Origin of the sequence: Xanthomonas codiaei (assembly GCF_002939785.1) — a bacterium.
GTDB lineage: Bacteria > Pseudomonadota > Gammaproteobacteria > Xanthomonadales > Xanthomonadaceae > Xanthomonas > Xanthomonas codiaei.
The window spans coordinates 57649-76147 of record NZ_MDEC01000002.1 but is presented as its reverse complement, the minus strand read 5'-3'; the positions used below and the strand labels follow the sequence as shown (position 1 = coordinate 76147).

Annotated in this window: 4 protein-coding genes; all 4 read left to right on the top strand. The window is 68.7% G+C overall.

Annotation, left to right across the window (positions count from 1 at the left end; all coding sequences use genetic code 11):
* Window positions 1-220 precede the first annotated feature (220 nt).
* Entirely contained in the window at window positions 221-4273 is a 4053-nt protein-coding gene (purL, locus tag XcodCFBP4690_RS01665; protein ID WP_104539339.1) for a phosphoribosylformylglycinamidine synthase, read from the top strand.
* A gap of 1077 nt (window positions 4274-5350) precedes the next feature.
* Window positions 5351-9322 (top strand): YadA-like family protein, encoded by a 3972-nt coding sequence (locus XcodCFBP4690_RS01660; RefSeq protein WP_104539338.1) that lies wholly within the window; start codon window positions 5351-5353, stop codon window positions 9320-9322.
* A gap of 89 nt (window positions 9323-9411) precedes the next feature.
* The gene (locus XcodCFBP4690_RS01655) at window positions 9412-11292 is read left to right on the top strand and encodes a S8 family serine peptidase (RefSeq protein WP_410049840.1); all 1881 of its coding nucleotides are present in this window, start codon (window positions 9412-9414) and stop codon (window positions 11290-11292) included.
* A gap of 521 nt (window positions 11293-11813) precedes the next feature.
* Entirely contained in the window at window positions 11814-18395 is a 6582-nt protein-coding gene (locus XcodCFBP4690_RS01650; protein WP_104539337.1) for an ESPR-type extended signal peptide-containing protein, read from the top strand.
* The last annotated feature ends 104 nt before the right edge of the window (window positions 18396-18499 follow it).

Here is an 18499-nt window from a genome sequence, read left to right as displayed (position 1 = left end):
CCCGATGGCTGGTCGCCAACGCGTCAGCCAGACAGCCAGACAGCCAGTCGCCAGCTCGCTTCGCTCGTCCGCCCGTCATGGTGGCCGCGTCGAACGAACGTGGGCTGGTGGCCTTCGGCCTGATTCGCTGGCCGATTGCCTGCGGCCGCACGCGCGACCGACGCCGACCCATCGGCTCCGTTACAATCTGCAGCCCCGTTTCTGACACGGTTCCCCGGACATGATGGTCCTCGAGGGCGCTTCCGCCCTTTCGCCGTTCCGCCGCGCTCGGCTCGAAACCCGCCTGCAAACCCTCGTTCCCGCGCTGCGCATCACCGGCGCCTGGCACGTCTACTTCGTCCGCGCCGAGGCCGGGCAAGCGCCCGATCAGGTGACCTTGCAGCGGATCCTGCAGGCCGGCGCAGAGCCGGCGCCGCGCGACCAGGACGCCTCTTCGCGCTATGTGGTGCCGCGCCTGGGCACGCTGTCGCCGTGGTCGAGCAAGGCCACCGAGCTGGTGCGTGGGGCCGGGCAGCCGATCCAGCGCGTGGAGCGGGGCACCCGTATCGATCTGGTCGGCTGGCCGGCCGATGCCGCCGCGCAGGCCGCGGTGGCCAGGCTGCTGCACGACCCGATGACGCAGTCGCTGCTGGGCTCGGCCGCCGCGGCCGAGGCGCTGTTCAACGTGCCCGACCCGGGCCAGCTGCAGCGCGTGCCGCTGGACGGGCTGGAGCAGGCCAACCGCGAGCTGGGCCTGGCGCTGGCGCAGGACGAGATCGACTACCTGCGCGAACGCTTCGCCGCCCTGGGCCGCGATCCGGCCGATGTCGAGCTGATGATGTTTGCCCAGGCCAATTCCGAGCATTGCCGGCACAAGATCTTCAATGCCAGCTGGACCATCGACGGCAAGCCGCAGGAACGCTCGCTGTTCCGGATGATCAAGCACACCCACCAGCAGACCCCGCAGCACACCTTGTCGGCCTACAGCGACAACGCGGCGGTGGTGGAAGGCGTGCCGGCTGCGCGCTACCGCCCGGACCCGGCCAGCGGCGAGTACCGCAGCGAAGCGGTGTTGCCGTCGGCATTTGCGATCAAGGTGGAAACGCACAACCACCCGACCGCGATCGCGCCGTTCCCCGGCGCGGCCACCGGTGCGGGCGGGGAGATCCGCGACGAGGGCGCCACCGGCCGCGGCGGCAAGCCCAAGGCCGGCCTGACCGGGTTTTCGGTCTCGCACCTGCGCATCCCCACCCTGCCACAGCCGTGGGAAGCGCCGCGCGCGCTGAACCCGCGCATGGCGCCGGCGCTGGACATCATGCTCGACGGCCCGCTCGGCGGTGCCGCGTTCAACAACGAATTCGGCCGCCCGAACCTGCTCGGCTATTTCCGCAGCTTCGAGCTTGCCGAGGGGCAGGGCCTGACCCGCGCCTACGACAAGCCGATCATGCTGGCCGGCGGCCTGGGCGCGATCGATCGCAACCAGGTGGAAAAGCTGCGCCTGCAGCCGGGCGATGCGGTGATCGTGCTGGGGGGGCCGGCGATGCTGATCGGCCTGGGCGGCGGCGCGGCCAGTTCGGTGGCTGCCGGCGACAGCGCCGAGGCGCTGGATTTTGCCAGCGTGCAGCGCGAAAACCCGGAAATGGAGCGCCGCTGCCAGGAGGTCATCGACCGCTGCGTGGCGCTGGGCACCGACAACCCGATCCGCTGGTTCCACGACGTGGGTGCGGGCGGCCTGTCCAACGCCATCCCCGAACTGCTGCACGACTCGGGCGTGGGCGGCATCATCGACCTGGGCCGCGTGCTCAGCGACGACCCCTCGCTGTCGCCGCTGGAACTGTGGTGCAACGAATCGCAGGAACGCTACGTGCTGGGCGTACCGCAGGCGCGCCTGGAGCAATTCGCCGCCATCTGCGCCCGCGAGCGCTGCCCGTTCGCCGCCGTCGGCGTGGCCACGGCCGAGGAGCGGCTGGTGGTGGGGTATGGAGTCTTCGACTCCGGGATTGGAGATGCGGGATTCGGGATTCGCAACGGCGCTTCCTCGGGTGCTGGAGTCGCTCCTGCTTCCAACCAATCCCCAATCCCCAATCCCCAATCCCAGCTCCCGATCGACCTGCCCATGGACGTCCTGTTCGGCAAGGCACCGAAGATGCATCGCGATGCGGTGCATCCGGCCGCGCCGCAGTGGCCGGCGCTGCAGACCGCCGGGCTGGATCTGCAGCAGGCCGGCCTGCGCGTGCTGGCGCATCCCACCGTGGCGTCCAAGAGCTTTCTGGTCACCATCGGCGACCGCAGCGTGGGCGGGCTGACTGCACGCGAGCAGATGATCGGGCCGTGGCAGCTGCCATTGGCCGACTGCGCGATCACCCTGGCCGGGTTCGAGACCTTCGAAGGCGAGGCGATGTCGATCGGCGAGCGCGCCCCGCTGGCGCTGCTGAATGCCGCCGCCTCCGCGCGCATGGCGGTCGGCGAGGCGATCACCAACCTGTGCGCCGCACCGGTGCAGGCGCTGGACAGCATCAAGCTGTCGGCCAACTGGATGGCCGCCGCCGGTCACCCCGGCGAGGACGCGCTGCTGTACGACGCGGTGCGCGCGGTCGGCATGGAACTGTGCCCGGCGCTGGAGCTGAGCATCCCGGTGGGCAAGGATTCGCTGTCGATGCAGGCGCAGTGGGTTGAGGCCGGGATTGGTGATTCGGCATTCGGGATTGGCGAAACACCGGAGCCCTCCGCTCTTGCCAATCCCCAATCCCCAATGCCCAATCCCACCACCCACAAGAGCGTTTCACCAGTCTCGCTCATCATCAGCGCGTTCGCTCCGGTGAGCGATGTCCGCAGCCAGCTGACGCCGTTGCTGCGCAACGATGAGCAAAGCGAGCTGTGGTTGATCGGGCTCGGCGGCGGCAAGCAGCGTCTGGGTGGGTCGGTGCTGGCGCAGGTGTACGCCGACGCTGCGGCGCTGCCGGCATTCGGCGGTGACGTGCCGGACCTGGACGATGCGCAGCGGCTGCGCAGCTTCTTCGAGCTGATCCGCGATGCGCGCCAGAGCGGGCTGCTGCTGGCGTATCACGACCGCAGCGATGGCGGCGCGTTTGCGGCGCTGTGCGAGATGGCGTTCGCCTCGCGCCAGGGCCTGGACATCACCCTCGATGCCTGGGGCGAGGATGCGTTCCGCAGCCTGTTCAACGAGGAACTGGGCGCGGTGGTGCAGATCGCCAGCGAAGATCGCGCTGCGTTCGCCGATCTGGTCGAGCGGCATGCGCTGACCGAATGCGCGCAGCGCATCGCACGCCCCACCGGCACGCCGCGCGTGCGGGTCAGCGGGCAGGGCCGGGTGCTGGCCGAATGGCGGTGGGAAGAGCTGTTCGATGCCTGGTGGTCGGTGACCCACGCCATGCAGAAGCTGCGCGACAACCCCGACAGCGCCGACGAAGAGCGCGCGCTGGCGCGGGATTTCCAGGCGCCCGGTCTGCGTCCGAAGCTGGCGTTCGATCCGTCCGAAGACGTGGCCGCGCCGTTCGTGGCCACCGGTGCGCGGCCCAAGGTGGCGATCCTGCGCGAGCAGGGCGTCAACGGGCAGATCGAGATGGCCTACAACTTCGAGCGCGCCGGGTTCCGCGCGTTCGACGTGCATATGAGCGACCTGATCGCCGGGCGCGTGGATCTGGCGCAGTTCGCCGGCTTCGCGGCCTGCGGCGGTTTCAGCTACGGCGACGTGCTGGGGGCCGGCCGCGGCTGGGCCACCTCGATCCTGGAGCGCTCGGCCTTGCGCGATGCCTTTGCCGCATTCTTTGCGCGCAGCGACACCTTCGCGCTGGGCGTGTGCAACGGCTGCCAGATGCTCAGCCAGCTCAAGGACATCATTCCCGGTGCCGAGCATTGGCCGCGCTTTTTGCGCAACCGCAGCGAGCAGTTCGAGGCACGCACCGCGCTGCTGGAGGTGGTGGAGTCGCCGTCGATCTTCCTGCGCGGCATGGCCGGTTCGCGGATCCCGGTGGCGGTGGCGCACGGCGAAGGCCGCGCCGAATTCGATACCGCCGTGGACCAGGCGGCCGCACGGGTGGCCCTGCGCTTCATCGATGGCGATGGCGTGGCGGCCTCGCGCTACCCGCTCAATCCGAACGGCTCGCCGGACGGCATCACCGGCCTGACCAGCGCCGATGGCCGCGCCACCATCCTGATGCCGCATCCCGAGCGCACCCCGCGCACGGTGAACCTGAGTTGGCATCCGGCGGACTGGGGCGAGGAGTCGCCCTGGTTGCGGATGTTCCGCAACGCGCGCGTCTGGTGCGGTTGAGCCGGATGCTCAGGAGCCGCATGCGCTGACTGCACCATGCGCTTTTGTGCTGGCGGCCGTGTGCAGCGATGCACGCGGCCGTTCGCGTTTGGCGCGTGGCGTGTACATTGCGGTGAATGCAAAGCGTGCTATCGCGTGCCGGGAAAAGGCATGTGCCGAGTGGCTGGGAGCCCCCTGCCCGGTCTCGCACGCAGCGGGTTTTGCACAGGCCTCTACGCGCCATCGCCGGCTCCGGCCCGAGTGGGCGGTCGGTATCGTGTGCCTGGCGTTGCACGGTTTTCCAACTGCCTGGCCCGGCTCACCCACGCAACGCCTGCCATGCGGCCCTGGCCACCATCGCAGGTTGACCGGCGAGGCATGACAGGCTGCAGGCCGTTTACCTGCAGTGCCGAAAAATCAGGTCATGCCTGCGGGGACGTCGCATCGCACAGGGCGCCGGAATCCGCGCTCAACCATCGTTGCAGCGCTGCTGCCGTCGAAAAGACGCAGCTGTGACAGCTGCGGGTGTGAACAACGGCAACCGATGATTGCATTGCCTGCATGCGACTGACCGGCCCCGCTTGAGGGGCTGGCAGGACGTAGCGAGCAGTGGGCAGCCGGGTGTGGGCGGTGCGCTCGGGCCAGCAGTGCTCGGCCGGTAAACATCGATTGCGAGCACTGGCTGCGCCCGCCTGGCGGCTCTACAGACGTTTATTCGTCGCGCTGAGTCCCGGACTGCCCGCTGCGTTGTCGAGTCCCGGGCTGCCCCGGCCTCGCAGTCGCCACAAAGTCCCGAAACAACCATAAGGTTTACTTCTGGTAACTATAAAAAATAATAGTTATTCGGTGCGGAGTTCTTTTTTTTTATCCGCGTGACATGGTTCGCTTTTAGTCATTCGGATTTTCAATAAATTCTTTATGCGTTACATATCCGTACAGTTCGCACTGCTGCTGGACACTCGCGATTGCTGTTTTCGCCGGGAAATAAAGGCGAACGGGAGTTGCTGCGCTCGATAAAACCTCAGGGGGACCCTGCGCCACAGTGGCGCACGGTGGTCGGTTCTTATACGCCTGACCATAATGGGGAGTAAGTCGTTAATGAAAAATATCAGACATGCCGAAGGGAATTCTCCCTCCGGTACGGCGAAGCGTGACCGGATTATCTCAACTGTCCACGGCTGGGTGGGAGCGCAGGCACGCAGCGGGCTGGCGATTGCCGTCTGCATCGTGCTGGCCGGCGGGGGCATGCCGGCAACTGCGGCGGCCCAGGCCCGCATTGCCACCGAACGCTGCGCCGTCATCGACGGTCGGCAGAGCTGCCTTGCGTCCTCAATAGCGGCCATGACCGGTGCCGATGCGCTCGCCGATGCAGCCGTGCCGACCACCGGCGGGGGGGCGACGACAGCGGCGGACGAGGACGGCGAGGTTCCTCCGTTTGTGGACGGACGCGATGCCATCGCGCTGGGGGCCGCGAGCAATGCGTTGGCCGATGGCGCCAGTGCGCTGGGAGCCGGCAGCCTGGCACTGGAACGCGACACGACGGCGGTGGGGCGCAATGCGGTGGCCGTCGGAACGTCTGCGGTTGCCATCGGCGGGGTGGCGACGGTCTACGAGTACGATGCGTTTGGCTTCATCATCAGCAGCAGCGAGCAAGCCACCGAGGCCACCGGCATTGCGTCCACCGCCATCGGTGGCGGTGCCAAGGCGGTCGATCCGCTGGCCACGGCGGTGGGCACCGGCACCATTGCCGGCGGCATACAGAGCACGGCATTGGGGTATCACGCACGCACTGTGCAGGATGCCGCCACGGCGGTGGGTGGTTTGTCGCAGGTGTCGGGTTTTGGCGGTGCCGCGCTGGGTTACAGCGCCAATGCGAGCGGCGATTTCGCCACGGCGGTGGGTTTCGGCGCACGCGGCACCGGCACCGGCACGGTGGCGATGGGCGACAGCTCGCTCGCCAGCGGTGCCGATAGCGTGGCCATCGGCGGTGCCAGCAGAAGCACCCAGGGGTCGATCAGTGCGGCGACAGGGCTCGGTGGCATCGCGCTGGGTGCCGGCGCGCAGAGCCAGTCCGACTACGCGATCGCGATCGGCTACAACTCCAACGTCTTCCCCAATCAGCCGGGCAATACCGATGCGATTGTGATCGGTCATTCCGCCGGAACCTTCGCGCCGCATACCGTTTCCCTGGGCGGCTCTGCATTGACGATGGGCGATGGCAGCGTGTCGATCGGCCAGGAGAGCGTCACCTACGCCGAGAACAGCGTCGCGGTGGGTGCGCGCGCTGCGACCTCGTGGTTCAACGGCAACAACACCGCCATCGGTGCGGATGTGCAAACCAACGGCGTCGATGCGGTGGCGATCGGGTATGGCGCACGGGTGGGCGATCTGATCGACGATGCCTGGAACCGCTCCCCGTCCAGCGCCGTGGCCTTGGGTGCGTATTCGTATGCCGACCGCAGCAATACGGTGTCGGTGGGCAACGCGCAGACCGGCTTGACTCGGCAGATCACCAACGTTGCCGCCGGTACCGAGGCCACCGATGCGGTGAACCTGGCGCAGCTCGATCGCGTTGGTGCCATCGCTTCGCGTCTGGACCGTCATCTGGCGCTGGCCAAATCCGATACCGAGGCGCCGGATGCCTTTGCCGAAGGCAGTGATGCCATTGCCCTTGGCAGCGCCAGCAATGCATTGGGCGATGGTGCCAATGCGCTGGGTTCCGGTAGCGCGGCAGTCGGCCGCGACACCGTGGCGGTAGGGCGCAACGCCAGCGCTTCGGATGCGTCGGCGGTGGCGCTGGGCGGTGTGGCCAACGTGCCATTGTTCGATGCGACCGGCTTCATCGTCGGCGAACAGGAACAGGCGACCACTGCGCAGGGGCGTGGCGCGGTGGCATTGGGCGGTGGCGCGCAGGCTATGCAGACCTTTGCCACTGCGGTGGGCACCGGTGCATCGGCACGCGGCGCGCAGTCCACGGCGATGGGCTTCGCCGCGCAGGCGCTGGAAGAGACCAATACCGCGCTGGGTAGTTTCTCGGCGGCGCGTGGCGCGGCGTCTTCGGCATTGGGATTCAATGCGGTGACCACCGGCAGGCTGGCCACCGCCGTGGGATTTGCTGCGCTTGGCAATGGCGAGAGCAGCGTCGCGGTGGGCAGCAGTGCAGCGGCGTTCGGGGAGCGCAGCGTCACCATCGGTGGGTTCTCGCTGATCAGCAACACGCTGTTCAGTGCGGGGAGCTCGGGTCTGGGCAGCGTGGCGATCGGTGCAGGCGCGCGTAGCGAGGCCGACTACGCCATCGCCCTGGGCTACAACGCCAATGTGTTCGGCAACGACAACAACGTCGACGCGGTGGCCATCGGGCATAGCGCCGGCTCATTCGGGCCGCGCACGGTGTCGCTGGGTGCCGCTTCGTCGGCGCAGGCGGCGGAGGCGATCGCCATCGGTTACGACGCGCGTGCTGCGTCCAGCCGCAGCATCGCGATCGGCAGTGGCGCCGATACTTCGATCATCTACGGCGACACCATCGCCTTGGGGACCAATGCCAAGGCCGATGCGCCCGATGCGATCGCAATCGGACGCGATGCCGGCGTCGGTGTCTTCGTCGGCGAGGTAGGCAGTGCCGCGGTGGCGTTGGGCGTGCAGGCGCGGGCGCTCGGCAACAACAGTCTGGCGATGGGCTACAGCGCCTTCACCCGGGAGAGCGCGCGCAATGCGCTTGCGCTGGGTGCCAACGCCGGCGCCAGCGGTGCCGATTCGGTGGCCTTGGGCTCGGGATCGCGCACCTACGACGCCAATGTGGTGTCGGTGGGCAACGGCAACGGCCGCGGTGGCCCGGCCACGCGGCGCATCGTCAATGTGGGTGCCGGCGCGCTCGCAGGCAGCAGTACCGATGCGATCAACGGCGGCCAGCTGTTCCAGTCGTTGAGCAATACCGCCAGCTTCCTCGGCGGCGGTGCGGCGATCGGTGCACAAGGCCTGTTCGTGGCGCCGACCTATGTGATCCAGGGCGCCAGCTACAACAACGTGGGCGCTGCATTGACCGCGCTGGACAGCAAGGTCAGCGAACTGGATGCGCGTGCAGGCACGGCGACCGCCTCGCGGGTGTCTGCACTACGTACTGCAGCAACGCGGATGAGCGGTGCACGAAGCACCGGTGCTGGCAGCGCTGCCGATGATGCCGGTGCGGTGTTGGCGACTTCGGTCGCCGGCGAGACGGCGCCTGTCCCAACGCCGGCCGCCAGTGCCGCTGCAGGCAACGGGAGCGGCGCAACCGCCGGCGTGCAGGGCACGCCGACCGCCGCAGTGGTCGGCGCCATCACCCCGGCGGCGACCTCCACGGCAGTCGGTACCGCCGCGGTGGCCAACCACGTGACCGGCACGGCCATCGGCGGCAGCGCCTATGCGCACGGCCCCAACGACACCGCGATCGGCAGCAATGCACGCGTCAATGCCGATGGCAGCACGGCGGTGGGCGCCAACACGCAGATCGCGGCAGTGGCCACCAATGCGGTGGCCATGGGCGAAGGCGCGCAGGTCACCGCTGCGTCCGGCACTGCGATCGGTCAGGGTGCACGTGCCACCGCGCAGGGTGCCGTGGCGCTGGGCCAGGGCTCGGTCGCTGACCGCGCCAATACGGTGTCGGTGGGCAGCGTGGGCGGCGAGCGTCAGGTGGCCAATGTGGCCGCCGGTACGCGTGCCACCGATGCGGTCAACAAGGGCCAGCTGGACAGCGGGGTTGCCGCGGCCAACAGCTACACCGACAGCCGCTACAGCGCGATGGCCGACAGCTTCGAAAGCTACCAGGGCGATATCGAGGACCGTCTGCGCAGGCAGAACCGTCGCCTGGACCGCCAGGGTGCGATGAGCTCGGCGATGTTGAACATGTCCGCCAGCGTGGCGGGTATCGCCTCGCCCAATCGCATCGGTGCCGGTGTCGGTTTCCAGAACGGCGAATCGGCGTTGTCGGTGGGCTACCAGCGTGCGATCAGCCCGCGCGCCACCTTGACCGTGGGCGGTGCGCTCAGCGGCGACGACCGTTCGATCGGCATGGGTGCGGGCTTCGGTTGGTAACCGGCCGGCAGCAGCGTACGCACCGCTTGCTGTGCAGGTGGTGCGGCTTTCTCCCTCATTGGCAGTTTTCCCAGCACAAGGATATTCCCGTGATCCATTCGCATGTTTCCAAACACCTGGCCGTGCTCTGCGCTGCGTTCGCGCTGTCGCTCGGCGGCGCGGCATCCGCTGCCGACCCTGGCACCAGCGATGCCGGCGAGCGGCGCCAGCAGGCCATCGACGATGCGCCGGTGCAACGGCTCATCGTCAAATACCGCAATCCCGCCGCCACGCGCAGTGCATCGACGTCGATCAACAGCGTCACGGCGGCCGCCCACCGCGCTTCGATCCAGCTGGCGCCGGTTGCGCGCGGTGGTGCGCAACCGGCACAACCGCTGCGCCTGCGCACGCTGTCGGTGGGTGCGGAGGTGATCGGCTTGCCGCGCGCGCTGGACCGTGGCGACGCCGAGCGCGTGCTGGGCGAATTGCGTACCGACCCGGCGGTGGAATATGCCGAGATCGATCGGATGAAGGTGCCGCTGCAGAGCAGCGGCGGCCGCCTGCCCAACGACCCGCTGCTGCAGACCAACCAATGGCATCTGATCGATCCGGTGGGTGGTATCGATGCGCCGGCCGCCTGGGCGCTGAGCCAGGGCGAGGGCATCGTGGTGGCGGTACTGGATACCGGCATCCTGCCCACGCATCCGGATCTGGCAGCCAACGTGTTGCCGGGCTACGACTTCATCACCGATGCCGAGGTGTCGCGGCGCCCCAGCAATGCGCGCGTGCCCGGTGCCCTGGATCGCGGCGATTGGGTGGCGCAGGACGGCGATTGCGGGATCTTCTCGGTGGCCCAGCCCAGTACCTGGCACGGCACGCATGTGGCCGGCTCGGTCGCCGAGGTGACCGACAATGGCATTGGCGGCGCGGGCGTGGCCTACAAGGCGAAGATCCTGCCGGTACGTGTGCTTGGTCATTGCGGTGGCTACACCTCCGATATCGCCGACGCCATCGTCTGGGCATCCGGCGGCCACGTCGATGGCGTGCCCGACAATCCCACGCCGGCCGAGGTGATCAACATGAGCCTGGGCGGCGGAGGCGGCTGCGAGACGGCCATGCAGCTCGCCATCGACAGCGCCGTGGCGCGCGGCACCACCGTGGTGGCGGCTGCCGGCAACAGCGCTGTCGATGTGGCCGATATATCGCCAGCCGGTTGCGCCAATGTCGTCGCCGTGGCGGCCACCGGTGCGACCGGGGCATTGGCCTTCTACAGCAATTTCGGCGCGCAGATCGATCTTGCCGGGCCCGGCGGCGCTGCGAGCCTGACCCAGGGCGGTCCCCCGCTCGATGGTCCGATCGACAGTTGGGTCTGGCAGGCCGGCTACACCGGGCTGACCACGCCGACATCGGGCCAGTTCACCTATCTCGGCGTGGATTTTGCCGGCACCTCGATGGCCTCACCGCATGTGGCCGGGGTAGCCGCGCTGGTGCAGAGCGCGCTGATCGCCGACGGCCGCGCGGCACTGCCGCCGGTAGACCTGGAACGCCTGCTCAAGCGCAGCGCGCGTGCATTCCCGGTGCCCATGCCGGCCGCCACGCCTGCCGGCAGCGGCATCGTCGATGCCGGTGCAGCGGTGACGCGTGCGTTGCGCCGCTGCGCCGCCGGCGATATCGGCTGCCGCCTGGACACCGTGGCCTTGCGCAACAACGTGCCCGAGCGCGGGGTGTCCAATGTTGCCGGCGATGCGCAGATCTTCAGCTTCGACGCCGCGGCCGGTGCGGTGCTGAGCTTCATCAGCTTTGGCGGGGGCGGCCAGTCGTCGCTGTACGTGGGCCTGGGGCGCGAGCCCAGCGCCACCGACAACGACGGTGCTTCCACACGTGTAGGCACCAGCCAGACGGTGCGCTTCACCGCGCCGCGCGCCGGCACCTACATCGTCAAGTTGGAAGGGCCGCGCTTCAGTGGGGTGAGCGTGATGGCGCGTCAATGATCCGCCGCCGCGCACGGACACCGGCGCCACGCCGGTTCTTTGGCGCATGTCGCCCCCACGGGTCGGGGGCACCGCGCGGGCAGTCCTGGGCCGAGGTTTGACCGGCCGCTGACCTGCAATTTTGCGCAACCAAGCCTGCTGGCGTCCTGCCAGCGGGCTTTTTTTGTCCCTGGCGGTTCCAGCCATTCAGTCTGGAAATGTCTCCAAGGACATGATCTAGGTCCATGTTTTCCAAAGAATTATCAAAAAAATAATAAAAGCAAGCAGAAGTGTGACAAAAAACACACTTAACTTCGCTTCCTGTCAAAAACTTGACGCCCGATTTGACGGCTGTTAACACTCTGCGCAGTTCTATGGTTGGGTAGCGTTCACTTTTTGACTATCCAGGGTGCAGGCGTTCGCCGCGCACCGCCGATCGGCACATGGCGCCAACAACCACGGGGAATCGCCTGGCTCGCAGGGCCATTCGATGGTGGGGGTTCGACAAAAACCAGTCCCAACAACTCAGGAGTCGTACGTCGATGAATCGGATTTATCGCAAGGTCTGGAACAAATCGTTGGGTGTGTGGACGGTGGCCTCGGAACTGGCCAGCGGCGACAGCCCTGGAGCAGTAGCGCAGGCCTCGCTCATCGACCGCCGGCAGAGCCTGGCACTGGCCGCTGCCATCGCCTTGGCGCTAGGTAGCGCCGGCTTCGTCACCCCTCTCCCCGCCAGCGCGCAATCGGTCGAAGTCGGCCGCGGTGCGTCGGCACCTGCCGCCAAGGCCACCGCCATCGGTGCCGGCAGCCATGCCGGTGCGACCGGCGCGGTGGCCACCGGCGCCGACAGCAGCGCCAGCGGTGTGAACAGCAGCGCGATCGGGCGCCAGACCAATGCCATCGGCGAGAACGCCGTGGCGATCGGCTACAACAGTTTCGTGCGCCAGGCGGGCGAAAACGGCGTGGCGCTGGGCGCCAATGCCGGCGTCACCGGCGCCAATTCGGTCGCGTTGGGTGCCGGCTCGCGCACCCACGAAGACGACGTGGTCTCGGTGGGCAGCGGCAATGGCCGCGGTGGCCCGGCCACGCGCCGCATCACCAACGTCAGCGCCGGCGTCAACGCCACCGATGCGGTGAACGTGGCGCAGTTGCAGGACGTGGCCGATGTGGCCGAAGACACCGCAACGTTCTTCAAGGCCAGCCCGGGCGAAGACAGCGTCGGCGCCTATGTCGAAGGCGAGCGCGCCCTGGCCGCAGGCGACGGTGCCAATGCAGTGGGCACCGCCACTACCGCGCTGGGCACCGGCGCCAATGCGGTGGCCGAGAACGCGACGGCAGTGGGATCCAACGCACTGGCATCGGGACAGAACAGCGCGGCATTCGGCCATAACGCACAGGCCAATGGCCCCGCCAGCGTGGCCGTTGGCGGCGCGGCAGTGGACGAAGACGGCCAGCCGCTGATCACCAACGGCGGCGTGCCGGTCGATACCGGCGCCACCAGCGCCGGGGTCGGCGGCACCGCCGTCGGTGCCAGCGCCAATGCCGATGGCTTTGCCGCCTCGTCGTTCGGCGTCGGCGCCTATGCCGCCGGCGCGCAGTCCTCCGCGTTCGGTGCGGTGGCCAACGCCGCTGGCGATTACGCCACCGCCGTGGGCACCCAGACCAGCGCCAGTGGCACCAGCAGCACCGCCGTGGGCGGCCCGGTGGATCTGATTCCGGGGCTGGGCTTCTTCGTGCAGACCCAGGCCAGCGGTGAAGCTTCCACCGCGCTGGGTGCCGGTGCGATCGCCTCGGGCACCTACACCACCGCCGTAGGCACGCTGAGCGAAGCCTCCGGCAGCGAAGCCACCGCAGTGGGTTACTTCGCCTATGCGCCTGGCGAGGGCGCCACCGCGGTTGGTCCAGAATCCTGGGCCAGCGGCGAACTGAGCACGGCGCTGGGCTACTACAGCACCGCGCGCGGCGCCAACTCGGTGGCCCTGGGCGCCAATTCGGTGGCCACGCGCGCCGACACCGTGTCGGTGGGCGCTGACGGTGCGGAACGCCAGATCACCAACGTTGCTGCCGGTACCGAACGCACCGATGCGGTGAACCTGGATCAGCTCACCGCCGTGTCCGATGTGGCTTCGGCCACCGCGCGCAGCTTTGCTGCCACCGGAGACGGCAGCGCGCTGGCCGAAGGTGTCGACAGCGTGGCTGCCGGCTCCAACGCATCGGCGCTGAGCGACTACAGCACCGCGCTGGGCTCCAGTAGCCTGGCGTCGGACATCAACACCACCGCCGTCGGCAGCGGTGCGGTGGCCAATTTCAACAATGCCACCGCGGTGGGTTTCAACAGCGTTGCCAGCGACCGTTACGCCACCGCGCTGGGCGCGGACAGCACGGCGTCGGGCTTCTATGGCACGGCGGTCGGCAGCACCAGCGTGGCCGAAGGCCGCGGTGCCACTGCGATCGGTTTCGAGAGCATCGGCAACGGGCTCGAATCCACCGCGCTGGGGTTCGCCAGCGTGGGATGGGGCGATCTGAGCACGTCGGTGGGTGCGGAAAGCACCGCTTACGGCGAGGGTAGCGTGGCGCTGGGGTTCAGTTCGGGTGCCGGTGGCACCGGCTCCATCGCGATCGGCAACACCGCCTTGAGCGGCGGTGAGCGCGCGATCGGGATCGGTGCGCAGAGCAACGCCAGCGGCACCGACAGCGTTGCGCTGGGCGTCTCCAGCAACGTGTCGGGCGACGAAAGCATTGCATTCGGTGCAAGCAGTCAGGCCGCTGCGACGGGTACCGCTGCCGTTGGCAGCTACGCCAGCGCCAGCGACGTCTACGCCACGGCGGTGGGGGCCTACAGCAGCGCCAGCGGTATCCACGCTACCGCGCTCGGTGCCGACAGCAGGGCATTGGGAGCTTCCAGCACCGCCGTCGGCGGCTACAGCGTCGCCAATGAGCGCGGTGCAACGGCGATCGGTTACGACAGCATCGGCAACGGAACCGCGTCGACCGCGCTGGGCCTTGCCAGTGTGGCGTGGGGTGACGGTGGCACCGCGATCGGTACGGAAAGTGTCGCCTACGGCGATGACAGCACGGCGCTGGGCGCGAATGCGTCTGCAACCAACCTCGCGTCGATCGCTGCGGGCACCTATGCAGTCGCGGCTGGCCAGAGCGCCACGTCGCTTGGCGGCCAATCCTATGCGGGTGGCGACGAGAGCGTCGCGCTGGGTTGGCAATCCAACGCTTCGGGCGCGCAGAGCGTCAGCCTTGGCAGCGGTTCGTATACACCTGCCGACAACAGCGTCGCGCTGGGCGCAGGCTCGCTCGCCGATCGCGCCAACACGGTGTCGGTGGGCACGGTCGGCGGCGAGCGCCAGATCACCAATGTCGCTGCCGGCACCGAAGGCACCGACGCGGTGAATCTGGACCAGCTCAACGCCGTGGCTGGCGCTGCCGAAAATACCGCGCGCCTGTATTCCGGCACCGGTGAAGGCACCGCGCTGGCGCAGGGCGAAGATGCCACTGCCGCCGGCTCCGATGCCACCGCAGATGGCGATTACAGCAGCGCCTTCGGTGCCGGCAGCCAGGCCACCGCCATCGGTGCGGTGGCGATCGGCAGCGGTGCCAGCGCCACCGCGCAATACGCCAATGCCGCCGGCTACAACGCGGCGGCCAGCGGTTTCGGCAGCGTTTCCAATGGTGCCTTCAGCCAGGCCAGTGGCGATTACGCCGTGGCCGTGGGTGGCGAGAGCGAAGCGGCCGGCGCGCAGAGCACCGCGCTCGGCGCAGCGGCAGGCGCCTATGGCGATGGTTCGCTGGCGGTCGGCGCGTTGAGCGAGGCGCAGGGCAGCGAATCCACCGCGATGGGGTATTTCGCCAGCGCCAGCGGCGAATCGGCCACCGCCGTCGGCGCGGAGAGTGTCGCCAACGGCACCAGCGCCGCGGCGTTCGGCTTCGGCGCCGAAGCCACGTCCAACTACTCCACCGCCCTGGGTGGGTATTCCACCGCCAGCGGTTTCAACAGCACTGCGCTGGGTAATTTCAGCACCGCCAGCGGTTCGAACACGGTGGCCGTGGGCGGTGATGCCACCGCAACGGGCGCCTACAGCGTCGCCGCAGGCCAGGGCAGTGTGGCCAGTGGCTACCACAGCGTGTCGGTGGGCGGCGCCTTGCTCGGCCTGCTGCCGACCGAAGCCTCCGGCGACTACTCCACCGCCGTGGGCGGCGCGGCCTGGGCGCCGGGTCTCAACAGCACCGCGCTGGGTAATTTCGCCGAATCCACCGGCGAAAGCAGCGTGGCATTGGGTGCCGATTCGGTGGCCGACCGCGACTTCGCGGTGTCGGTGGGCAGTGCCGGCAACGAACGGCAGATCACCAACGTCGCTGCCGGTACGCAGGGCACCGATGCGGTGAACCTGGATCAGCTCAACGCCGTTGCCGAGGCCGGCGCGGCCACCAGCAAGTACTTCCAGGCCAGCGGCAGCGATGACAGCGATGCCGGCGCGTATGTCGAGGGCGACAACGCCCTGGCAGCAGGCGAGGGCGCCAATGCCACCGGCAGCGGCACCACCGCCCTGGGTGCCGGCGCGCAAGCCGTTGCCGATGCGGCCACGGCGGTCGGCCTGAATGCACTGGCCAGCGGCATCGGCGGTGCAGCGGTGGGCAGCAATGCACAGGCGCTGGGCGAGAACAGCAGCGCGTTCGGCAGCGACGCGCTTGCCGCAGATGTGGGCGCCACCGCCAACGGCGCCGGCGCACAGGCCATCTCCACCTACACCACGGCGGTGGGCAACGAGGCAGTTGCCTCGGCCAACCAGGCCACGGCGATGGGCTTCCGCAGCACGGCCTCGGATGTCGGCAGCGCCGCGTTCGGTGGCTACAGCGAAGCCACCGGCCGGTTGTCTTCGGCACTGGGCTACGGCGCAGTGGCATCCAGCGACTACAGCACCGCAGTCGGTGCCGCAGCGCAGGCCTCCGGCGCCAGCGCGGTAGCCGTGGGTGAATTCAGCGAAGCCACCGGCGATGAAAGCGTCGCCGTCGGCGGCAGCACGTTCTTCGGCTTCATCCCGGCGCGTGCGTCGGGTACCGGTGCGGCGGCCTTCGGCGCGGGTGCGTGGGCCACGGCGGACTACACCACGGCGATCGGCTGGAATTCCTTTGCCGATGGCCTCAACGCCAGTGCACTGGGCCAGAGCGCAGCCGCGCTGGCCGACAACACGCTGGCGGTGGGAGGCGGCAGCCGCGCCGATGCGATCGGTGCCAGCGTTGTCGGCGTGGATGCGTCGGCCACCGGCATCAACAGCACCGGTGTCGGTCGTCAGGTGAATGTGATCGGCGAAAACGCAACCGCGGTGGGCTACAACTCCTTTGTGCGGCAGAGCGCGGTCAATGGCGTGGCGCTCGGTGCCAATGCCGGCGCCAGCGGTGCCGATTCGGTGGCTTTGGGCTCTGGCTCGCGCACCTACGACGCCAACACGGTGTCGGTGGGTAGCGGCAATGGTCGCGGCGGTCCGGCCACGCGTCGCATCGTCAATGTCAGCGATGGCCAGGCGGCGACCGACGCGGTGAACAAGGGCCAGCTGGATGCGTTGTCTGCGGATGTGCAGAACACCAGCAGCAAGTTCAAGACCACCGGCGATGGCGTGGCCACGGCCGAGGGCGATCGCAGCACTGCCGCCGGCGCAGGTGCCGCTGCCACTGGCGCACGCAGCGTCGCCATCGCCTCCGGCAGCAAGGCTTCGGCCACCGGTGCCAGCGCGATGGGCGTGGACAGCAGCGCCAGCGGCGTGAACAGCACTGCGATGGGCCGTCAGACCAACTCGATCGGCGAGAACGGCGTTGCGCTGGGCTACAACTCCTTCGTGCGCGAAAGCGGCAGCAATGCCGTGGCACTGGGTGCCAATGCCGGTGCCAGCGGCGCCGATTCGGTGGCTTTGGGCTCTGGGTCGCGCACCTACGACGCCAATACCGTGTCGGTGGGCAGCGGCAATGGTCGCGGTGGCCCGGCCACGCGTCGCATCGTCAATGTAGGTGCCGGTGCGATCACCGATGCCAGTACCGATGCGATCAATGGCGGCCAGCTGTACCAGGCGCTGAGCAATGCGGCCAGCTTCCTCGGCGGTGGCGCGGCGATCGGTGCGCAAGGCGTGTTCGTGGCGCCGACCTATGTGATCCAGGGTGCCAGCTACAACAACGTGGGCGCTGCGTTGACCGCGCTGGACAGCAAGGTCAGCGAGCTGGACGTGCGCACTGGCACTGCGATTGCCGGCACTCCTGCACGTCCGGTGTCGCCGGGCAATGCGCCGGTGCCGGCGGCTGCTGCAGGCAACGGGAGCGGCGCAACCGCCGGCGTGCAGGGCACGCCGACCGCCGCAGTGGTCGGCGCCATCACCCCGGCAGCGACCTCCACGGCAGTCGGTACCGCCGCGGTGGCCAACCACGTGACCGGCACGGCCATCGGCGGCAGCGCCTATGCGCACGGCCCCAACGACACCGCGATCGGCAGCAATGCACGCGTCAATGCCGATGGCAGCACGGCGGTGGGCGCCAACACGCAGATCGCGGCAGTGGCCACCAATGCGGTGGCCATGGGCGAAGGCGCGCAGGTGACCGCTGCGTCCGGCACTGCGATCGGTCAGGGTGCACGTGCCACCGCGCAGGGTGCCGTGGCACTGGGCCAGGGCTCGGTCGCCGACCGCGCCAATACGGTGTCGGTGGGCAGCGTGGGCGGCGAGCGTCAGGTGGCCAATGTGGCCGCCGGTACGCGTGCCACCGATGCGGTCAACAAGGGCCAGCTGGACAGCGGGGTTGCCGCGGCCAACAGCTACACCGACAGCCGCTACAGCGCGATGGCCGACAGCTTCGAAAGCTACCAGGGCGATATCGAGGACCGTCTGCGCAGGCAGAACCGTCGCCTGGACCGCCAGGGTGCGATGAGCTCGGCGATGTTGAACATGTCCGCCAGCGTGGCGGGTATCGCCTCGCCCAACCGCATCGGTGCCGGTGTCGGTTTCCAGAACGGCGAATCGGCGTTGTCGGTGGGTTACCAGCGTGCGATCAGCCCGCGCGCCACCTTGACCGTGGGCGGTGCGCTCAGCGGCGACGACCGTTCGATCGGCGTGGGCGCCGGTTTCGGCTGGTAAGCGGTTGCATCAAACGCGGCGGCGCCGATGCGCGCCGTCGCGGCAGGGCAGGGCCTGAGGGGGCGGGCAAGGACCGTGGCTAGGCCAGCCAACGGATTCGCATG